The organism is Actinomyces oris, from assembly GCF_001929375.1.
GTDB lineage: Bacteria > Actinomycetota > Actinomycetes > Actinomycetales > Actinomycetaceae > Actinomyces > Actinomyces oris_B.
On sequence record NZ_MSGO01000041.1, the window covers coordinates 92,246 to 101,427 of the forward strand.

At 64.0% G+C, this 9,182-nt stretch carries 5 protein-coding genes, 1 tRNA gene and 1 pseudogene; 4 read left to right on the plus strand and 3 right to left on the minus strand.

The window, feature by feature from the left end; all coding sequences use genetic code 11:
- The first annotated feature begins 31 nt into the window (after nucleotides 1–31).
- Nucleotides 32–108, plus strand: a tRNA-Met gene (locus BKH32_RS10350).
- 292 nt (nucleotides 109–400) lie between these two features.
- Here the strand turns inward: BKH32_RS10350 and BKH32_RS10355 are convergent.
- The 3 genes and pseudogenes from BKH32_RS10355 to BKH32_RS14765 all read right to left on the minus strand — a co-directional run bounded on the left by BKH32_RS10355 (nucleotide 401) and on the right by BKH32_RS14765 (nucleotide 3,192).
- The gene (locus BKH32_RS10355; protein WP_075249959.1) at nucleotides 401–1,195 is read right to left on the minus strand and encodes a TrmH family RNA methyltransferase; all 795 of its coding nucleotides are present in this window, start codon (nucleotides 1,193–1,195) and stop codon (nucleotides 401–403) included.
- A 136-nt stretch (nucleotides 1,196–1,331) separates the two neighbouring features.
- Nucleotides 1,332–2,545: pseudogene (locus tag BKH32_RS10360) on the minus strand (IS110 family transposase).
- A gap of 557 nt (nucleotides 2,546–3,102) precedes the next feature.
- Nucleotides 3,103–3,192 carry a hypothetical protein gene (locus BKH32_RS14765; RefSeq protein ID WP_430383801.1) on the minus strand — a complete coding sequence of 30 codons (90 nt, stop codon included), beginning with the start codon at nucleotides 3,190–3,192 and terminating at the stop codon, nucleotides 3,103–3,105.
- A gap of 732 nt (nucleotides 3,193–3,924) precedes the next feature.
- On the opposite strand from BKH32_RS14765, the gene ppk2 reads away from it, so the two are divergent.
- From ppk2 to BKH32_RS10375, 3 genes are all read left to right on the plus strand, one after another.
- Entirely contained in the window at nucleotides 3,925–4,764 is an 840-nt protein-coding gene (gene ppk2 / locus BKH32_RS10365) for a polyphosphate kinase 2 (protein WP_075249960.1), read from the plus strand.
- A 98-nt stretch (nucleotides 4,765–4,862) separates the two neighbouring features.
- Entirely contained in the window at nucleotides 4,863–6,257 is a 1,395-nt protein-coding gene (locus tag BKH32_RS10370; protein WP_075249961.1) for a lipase/acyltransferase domain-containing protein, read from the plus strand.
- Nucleotides 6,242–9,182, plus strand: a 2,941-nt coding sequence (locus BKH32_RS10375; RefSeq protein ID WP_143222795.1) for a tetratricopeptide repeat protein, incomplete at its 3' end; no start/stop codon positions are given. The genes BKH32_RS10370 and BKH32_RS10375, both read left to right, overlap by 16 nt.

Genomic DNA, 9,182 nt, shown 5'->3' on the forward strand with positions numbered 1-9,182 from the left:
GTGGGATGCCCCCTAAGGTTGGTCACACCGACGCGGGGTGGAGCAGTTCGGTAGCTCGCCGGGCTCATAACCCGGAGGTCGCAGGTTCGAATCCTGTCCCCGCTACCACTCCAGAAGGCCTCGGTCCCATCAGGGACCGAGGCCTTCATCATGCTTGCTCCCCATGCGAGGGTTATGGTTTATCGGGGGGCGCACCGGGGCTGCTGCGGTGCTGATCGCCATCCTGAGACTCCCACTTACGCTGCCGGTCTAGTCTTCCAGAGCGCTCCGGAAGGCGCAGAAACGGCCGCTCGAGCTGTCTGCCTTTCGCGCCGATGCGGCGACCACCGGTGGACTTGTCTGCATCGTTGAGGAAGAGCTAACCGCCATCCCTCAGGCGAGCCGGCCCTCGGCCTGTGCGCTACCGCCCGAGTTCGCGGAGGAACATGACGATGCCGGCTGCGACGGACACGTTGAGTGATTCAGCACCGGGCATCATGGGGATCGACGCGGTCAGGTTGATCGCGTGCTCCATTTCGGGGGAGAGGCCGTACAGCTCGCTACCGAAGACGAGGCCCAAAGGCTCGTCGCGACCCATCAGCTCGTCGATTCGTACCTGGCCATCGGCAGCCAAGCCGATCAGGCGGCAGCGCTGCTGCCTCGCCCAGGAAATGAGCTCGCTTTCGGTAGCCAACACGACCGGCAGCGAGAAGACGTAGCCGCGGCTAGCGCGCACCAGGCGACGATCCATCACGGACTCCAATTCAGAGCCACACAACACGACGCCTGACGCGCCGAGCGCGAATGCCGACCGCACGATCGCGCCGATATTGCCGACGATACGGACGCCATCGAGGACGACGACGTCACCGTTTCGGAGATCGATTTCATCTAACTGATAGCGCCGCGGCGTGTGCGCGACGGCCATCACGTCTGGGCGGCGGCCTGCCTTGAAGATTTGCGAAACCAAGGAGGAAGCGATGGTACGGAAAGGGATCTTCCTCTCCGCACACAGCTCGGCGAGCGCAGCAGGAACATGGGCTTCGCTGGCGTAAACTTCCATGAGTTTCACGCCGCCGAAAATGGCCTCGCGGATGGGGATCTCGTCTTCGAGGAACATGACCGCGCCGGGTTTGAACTGCGGCTTTGAAATGTCTACTATCCTCTGGATAGCCGGGTCGGAACGCTCGCTGATCAAAGTCGGATTATCGTTCATGCGATTGATCCTAGCTCTTGGAGTCAAAGGGTGGAAGCAATGAGGAGGTGTTCGAAGGCTTCTCGTGGGGTGAGATAGTCTGGGTGGCGCAGGGCGTTCGCCTGTGCTCTTGGGGGGGGTGCCCCTATGTGGTGTGTCAAGCGGCTGCGGGTAGTTTCGTGGCTGGTTGGGGGTCGTAGAGTGCGCCGTTGCGGATCATGGCGTGCAGGGTCAGGATGCGGCGGTGGGCCAGGGCGAGAACGGCCTGGTTATGACGCTTGCCTTGGTCTCGTTTGCGCTGGTAGTAGGCCCGGGAGACGGGGTCGGAGCGTAGTGAGGCGAAGGCGGACAGGAACATGGCGCGCTTGAGCCTCTTGTTGCCGCCGTGGGAGACGTGCTCGCCACGGATCGATGAGCCGGAGCGGCGTGTGACGGGAGCGAGGCCGGCGTAGGAGGCCAGCTGGGCGCCGGTGCCTGGAGGTCTTGCCCAGGGTTTCGGCCAGGAAGACGGCTGCGGTCCTGACCCCTGATCCCGGGCATGGAGGTCAGGACCTGGCACATGAGGGTGGGCCTGCACCAGGGTCACCGGCCTGGGCGGCGACATCGGCCCGCTGAGCGTGCAGGGAGATGAGCTGCCTGGCCAGGTGAGGTAGCACCGTTGCGGCGGCGTCGGTGCCGGCGACCACCACGGTCTGGTGCTTCAGGGCCGAGACGATCTGGCCCGCCCAGGCGGCATGCCGCCTGCACCCGTGCTTCTTGAGCCTGGCGTCAATCCTTGCCTTGCCCGCTCGCTTCAGATCGGCTGGAGTGGGCCAGGCGGCGATGACCTCCAGAATGGCGTCGTGCGCCCGGCCAGGGCCCCACCACGGCCTCGAGGGCGGGGTGGATCTGGGTGTACAGCCCCCGGATCCGGTTCGCGGTCTGGTTGACCTGGCGAGCCAGGTCCAGGTCGAAACCAGTCAGCATGCTCAGCGCCGCGGCATCCTCGTCCGAGGCGCTGACGGCTCTCAGGGTGTGAGGCATGCTCCTGGCAGCGCCAGCGATGACGGCCGCGTCCTTCGCGTCGGTCTTGGCGCTGCCCGGCGTCAGGTCAGCGATGCGGCGCATCGACAGCCCGGGCAGGTAGCCCACGGTGATGCCCATGTCCTGAGCCACCGCCACCGCCAGGGCCCCGATGGTGGCAGGCTGATCGACCACCACCAGCACCTGCCCCTTTGCCTGCAGGCGCTGGTAGACCTCACGCAGCCGGTCCTCGTCGTTGGGTAGGGCCTTGTCGAGGACCTTCTGCCCGTCCCGGCTCAGGGCCGTGGCCCAGTGATCCGTCTTGCCGACGTCGATGCCGATGAAGACCTCGATGTCCTCGATATTCATCTTCGTGCCGCCTCTCGCTGCATGGGTGCAGGGCCAGCCGGTGGACGACAGGTCCCGCACCCACGTATGCGTTAGACCTCACACACAGCGGGCCGTTCCCCTTATCAGCGGTCACCAGCGCCCGGCTGCCGCCGGTGACTTTCGCCCCCCGGATCATTAGAAGACAGGGGCAAGACATCATGCCCACAGCAGCTGGCCCAGCCCCGGACCACCCGGGACCACCAACAAGGTAACGGGGCGGTCAGGTGGCTGGTGCTGGGGGTATCAGCCGGGTGGTTCGCCCCCTCCGGGGTGATCGCAGTGCTGTGCCCACGGGCCCCGGCGATCGCCTCGCCTTCCCAATGGGCCGCTGCCCGTCGGTCGGTGGCCTCTTCGAGGCGCTCATCGATACTGGTATAGCGATGATCGGGGCCTTGTGCTGGCCCAGGGGTCGGCGAGGACACCTCCGGGTGCGCTTAAAGCACAGCATGTCCCATGCTTGCCAAGCCTTGCCCGTGACTGTCTGGCATTGGGTCGTTCGGCACGCATTATCGACATGACCGTCTCGGTCCCGGCCCTCATGCACGCTTCTCCAGGCAGGCCTGGACTCTTCGGTGCCCGTAAGCACTATCGGATTCCTCAAAAGCCTCCTTGACCGTTATGGCCAGCTCCTCTCCTCATATAGCGGTGACGCACCAGGGTCGGTTACTCCAGAACTAAGCGGTTGGACCTTGAGACACCGGACCACTGACACCTCAAGAAGACAGAGCAACGATCTTCTTCACAGACGATGAGCCCGCCAGCGCACGGACGCGCTCGCCCCTCACGAAGAAGGCGTCCGCTGTTCTAGGAACTCGTTGTCCCGGCACGGCTGCCTGTACTCCGCTCTCAGCTTCGCGATCCCCACCGATTCGTCGGCCGTCTGACCGTCCTGGGCGGTGAGCTGCTCCTTCTTGTATCCAACGACCCTGCCGCCCACTGCCCGGGCCACAAGACTGCACGATGGGTCGCCAAGGCCATCGCGCGCTCCTTCGCCGACGGACCCCGCGTACCCCCGGACCGAGCCCCTCCAAGCATCTCGCCAGCAGCACGGCCCTCATCCCGCCGACCCACGAGAAGATCCCCGCTCAAGACACGCTGCACACCCCAGGCCGTAGAAGCGTTGAATACGTGTGTACTCAAGTGAGATGGCGGGTCGTGAGCGAGACGAAGCGTCCACACTCTGAGACGGTTGGTCGGCAACCTGGAGGTCTCAGGTTCGAATCCTGTCCCCGCTTTCACTACAGAGGAGCCCAATTCTTTCCGGGACTGGGCTCCTCTGATGCTGTTTCCGTTGAAGGTGGCTGTGCGTACGGGGATGTGTTGTGCGAAACTCAAGCATGGCAAAGAAGCACCCCACCATGGATCGTTCCCTGTACGAGGCCGAGCTGCTGAGGCTGCAGGCGGAGCTGGTTGAGATGCAGGAGTGGGTCAGGGCCACCGGAGCCCGCGTCGTCGTCATCTTCGAGGGCCGCGATGCGGCAGGCAAGGGCGGGGCGATCAAACGCATCACCGAGTACCTCAACCCGCGTATCGCGCGCGTGGTCGCACTTCCCGTCCCCACCGAGCGTGAGCGCACCCAGTGGTACTTCCAGCGCTACATCGCGCACCTGCCCGCCGCCGGCGAGATCTGCCTGTTCGACCGCTCCTGGTACAACCGCGGCGGCGTCGAGCACGTCATGGGCTACTGCACCCCGGAGGAGCACCGGCGCTTCCTCCAGCAGTGCCCGGTCTTCGAGAGGATGCTCGTCGACGACGGCATCCTGCTGCGCAAGTACTGGTTCTCCGTTCCCCAGAAGGAGCAGTACAAGCGCTTCAAGTCGCGGATGACCGACCCCATGCGGCGCTGGAAGCTCTCACCCACCGACCTGGAGGCTCTGCCCCGCTGGGAGGACTACTCGCGCGCCAAGGACGAGATGTTCGTCCACACGGACATTGACTCCGCGCGCTGGCACGTCGTGGAGTCGGCCGACAAGCGCAAGGCCCGCCTCAACATGATCCACCACCTGCTGGAGTCCATTCCCTACGAGCACGTGGAGCGTCCCAAGATGAAGTTCCCCAAGAAACCCTCGTTCCCGTCGTCGGGCTACCGCCGCACGGACCGATCCCTCCAGAGCGAGGTGCCCGACTACGCCGCCACCCTCAACGCGGCCGATGCGCCCGAGCGTTACGTGGACCTTGAGGACCTGGGGATCGGTTAGGTACTGGCTTGTGATGGAGCCTTGACCTGATTGCTCTCTCGAACCGGCTGGGCGTGAAATATACTGCAACGCTGAGAACCTGATCGAGGAGGCTTACGATGTCTCAGTCCCCATCCCTGTTGCGCCCTCTGGTGGTCCTGGTGCCTGGTATCGGAGGGAGTGTGCTCGCCGATGCGGGTGGCCGCACTGTTTACGACGTCAACACGTCGGTGGGGGCAGCTAGGGCCCTCGATCCTGCGGTGCTGGCCGTGGACAACGAGCTGCGTGCGACGAGGCCGATCTCCTCCTACGGCATCGCCTTCAAACAGCTGGTGACAGGTTATGAGCACCTGTGGTCCGCTCTGGTTCAAGGGCTCGGGCTGTCGCAGGCGGAGACTGCTGTTGCGGGAGAGAGGCTGGTCAGGCCCAACGCTTCGCTGCTTGCGTTCCCCTATGACTTCCGGCAGTCGGTCGCACATACTGCAGAGCTCTTGGATCGAGAGCTCCGCCGCCGGGCACAGGGGCGGCCGGTGGTGTTGGTGGCCCATTCCATGGGAGGGCTGGTGGCTGCCTGGTGGTGGGCTTTTCTCAGCGATGGGATCGAGGTCAAGGAGATCGTCACCCTGGGGACGCCGTACCGCGGAGCGGCGAAGGCGCTCGATGTCCTGGTCAATCAGCTCTCGTTCTCCGGCCTGCGGCTTTCTGGGATCACTGAGGTCATCAGAGGGTGGGACTCCGTCTTCGACCTGCTTCCGCACTGTCAGGTTGTGGAGAAAGGGATGGGGCACTGCTACCCGTATGAGCTGCCGCCAGCCGTGACGTCGGTGATTCCGGACTTCGCCGCCCGGGCGCGCAAGGCGTATGCGGCCAACAGGGAGCTTCAGAAGACGCTGGAGGAGAGGGCGAGCCGGGAGGGAAATCCTCTGACGCTCTACTACTCCCAGGGGCACGCCACCTTGTCGCGGACGGTCCTCAAATCCGGGGTCTTGACGGTGTCGAAGGAGCCGCCCTCGTGGTTGCCGCGGGAATGGGATGCGGGTGACGGGACGGTACCCATGTTCTCCGCGATTCCCCACTTCCTGGAGGACAGTGCCCGGGCGTGGCACCGGTTGCCTCAGAAGCACCTCGGGCTGGTGGAGGCCGATGCAGTGGCCAACCATCTTGGCGGCTACGGTCTCAGGCCGCTGTCCGCCGCTGCCCGTGGCGGCGGGGATGAGGGACGGGGGGCCTACCTGTGTGTTGACCTGGACGACACCGTTCCCGCCAACGAGGAGCAGGCAGCTGCCGTGAGGGTTCTCGACGCTGATGGTTCCCCTGTGATCGCCAAGGATGTCGGGCTGCTGGCGGCAGGTCATCGGGTAAGGGGCGAGCGGGATGGCGAGTCCTGGAAAGTGACACTGCCCCCGCTCGATCCGGGTGTGCACAAGGTGACAATCCAAGCAGTAGGTCTGCCCGGAGGGAGTCGGGCCGTCTTTCATGGTCGAGTAGGAGCGGTGTCGTGCGAGAACCAGTGACGTGGGACCGGGGCGGGGACCCGGTGGGTATTGCGGCGGTCGTCCACCCCGGATGGGTCCAACGCGCGCTCACGGCTGAGGACTGGCGTGGCTTCCCCGGGAATGAACCCGGTGGGGGAGAAGGGTTCAGCAAGGTTGAGCGCATTGCGCAGCAGATCTTCGACAAGCTTGCCGAGCTGCATATCACGTATGTGCACGAGCCTGCCGAGAGTGTTCCAGGGGCGCAACGAGTTCGCGCTGTCGATGAGGTATTGTCCCTGGGGCAGGCGACCTGCCTCGATATGTGCGCAACGTTCTGCAGTGCCGCTCTGGATGCTGGGATCTACCCGCTCCTCCTGACGGTCCGTCAGGAGGAGCGCCGGCGCCATGCGCTCGTGCTCGTGCCTGTGGATCTCAGGTGGTCCTTTGGGGCGCCCGCCCTCCTCGATGAGGGCTTCTCCCGTAGTCCACTGATCCTCGACGGTGACGATGTCAGGGATCTTGTCGCGAGTGCCCCTGATGACGCGATGGGTGCCTGGCTGGCCATCGATGTGGAGCAGGCGACCTACTCAACCGACAGGGACGCCGGTGACTGGGCCTGCGCAATCGCCTCCGGTGCCTCCTATGTCAAGGAGTGGGACTGGGATGTATGCGTCGATGTTGGTGGTATTCGAGCCCAGCAGGACAACAGCTCGGAGCTCCCCACCTTGGCTCGCACTGAGAAGGTGCTGGCCCCCGGATATCTGCCGCTGCCTGATGACAGCACGCCGTTGCAGATGATCCAGACCCGTTACGGTGTGGTGCCATTCTGCTCTCGTCCTGAGTATAGGGAGCTCAAGGAATGGACGGTGGGAACTGCCAAGAGTCCCGGGCGGAAGCCAGATGTCTCGGTCGCCGTGTTGACCGGCGCGGGAGGGACGGGTAAGACCCGTATGGCGGCGCAGCTGTGTCACGATCTGGAGGTTCTTGGCTGGTACACGGGTTTTGTGCCCGCCAAGAGCGTGATGGAGAATGACGAACTGGCATATCTTGCGGAGCTCACCACCGAGCTTCTTATCGTGGTCGACTACGCGGAGGAGTACCGGCAGGAGCAGCTCGCGGCTCTGCTGCGCGCCCTGCGCGGGCGGCGTTCTCCCACCAGGATCGTCCTGACTGCAAGGGGCATCGACTCCTGGTGGGAGGATTTTCGTGAGGAGCTGGAGTCGGATGGCATTCAGCTAGGGCGGGGGCTCGTGAAGGAGCTGGAACCCAGACCTGACCCGGTATTGCTCTACCGTCAAGCAGTACGGGGGTTCAGTAAGGTCATCAACGGAGTAAATCCTCCAGAAGTGGTGATTCCCGAGCGTGCGGGGGATACGGCGCTCGATATTGTGCTGCAAGCATGGCTCGCGGTCGTTGACGACGATGGGATGCAGGACCCGCAGTCTGAGCGTTCGGTAGAGAGGGGCGCGAAAAGCGCAAGAGCTTCGAATCCAAACGCCCGAGACTCCCTGTACGATCGCGTACTGCGCCTCGAGTTCAACCGCTGGAGGACGTTCCCTGAGCTGCAGGACATCAGCCTCATTCATCTGCGCCGCATCGCTGCGACGCTCAGCCTGCTTGTGCCCGATGCCGGCCAGGTGGATGACGTCCTTTTTCGCCTCCTCGAGTGGAGGAATGAGCATCTCCGCAGGAGCAGGGTAGCGGAGCTGATGAGTACCACGCTACTGCGCTCCGCTGGCGACGGCACTGTCAGCCTGCGTCCGGACCCCGTGGCAGAGCACCTGATCCTCTCAGTATTCGGTGACGATCCGGACCAGGTGGACGCGGTACTGCCCGGGGATCCTCTGGATGTTCCCGGCATTAGTGAACCTGATGCAAGCGAGGCGACAGTTACCCGAGCTTTGATGCTCGGGCAGCAGGCCCAGAACCTCAGCCAGGTGATTACCCGTGCAGCATCGCAGGACAGGGAATCCGCAGTGAGACTCGCGCATCATGTTCTGAAGGCGTGTCCTCACCTGTGGTCCAGTGCTTTGGAGGTGGCGCTTGCACAGGGCGGCCCCTTCGCTCACGCGTTGGAACAGCTCATCGAGTCTGGTGCCGAACTGCCATGTGAGGAGATCCAAAGTGCCATTCCGCTTGGGCACAGTACTTTACGAGGTGTCGCCCTGGCTGCCATGCAACGTATGGAGGCTCCTTCCGAGCGAGATCCCGTGAAACGAGCGATCTACCTCCATCACCTGGCCAACAGGTTGTCGGATGCGGGGCGTTCGGTTGAGGCGCTGGAGGTGGCCCAGGAGGCCGCGGGTCTGTACCGGGAGCTGGCGCTGGCCTCTCCGGAGGTCTACACCCCTGACCTGGCGGCGTCGTTGAACAATTTGGCCAAGTTTCTGTCAGAGGTGGGCTTTTCGGTTGAGGCGCTGGAGGTGGCCCAGCAGGCCGCGGGCCTGTACCGGGAGCTGGCGCAGGCGTCTCCGGCGGCCTACACCCCCGACCTGGCGCTGTCGTTGAACAATTTGGCCAGCAACCTGTCGGCAGTGGGGCAGTATCAGGAAGCTCTGGAAGTGGCGCAGGAAACGGTGCGCTTGAGGCGCGCTCTGGCGGAGGCTTGGCCGGAGACTTACACCCCCGGCCTGGCGACATCGTTAGGCAACCTGGCCATGTTCCTATCGGCGGTGGGACAGGAACGGGAGGCGCTGGTGGCGGCTGAGGAAACGGTGCGCTTGAGGCGGGCTCTGGTGGAGGTTTGGCCGGAGGTTTACACCTTCGACTTGGCCATATCGTTGAATAGTCTGGCCAAGATCTTGTCCAGGCTAGGGCGTCGGAATGAGGGGCTGGTGGTGGCGCGGGAGGCTGTGAGGTTATTTCGGAACTTGGTCGAGGTTTCGCCTGCGGCCTACACCCCTAACCTGGCACTGTCATTGAGTAACCTGTCCAACTTCCTACCGGAGGTGGGACTGGTTCCTG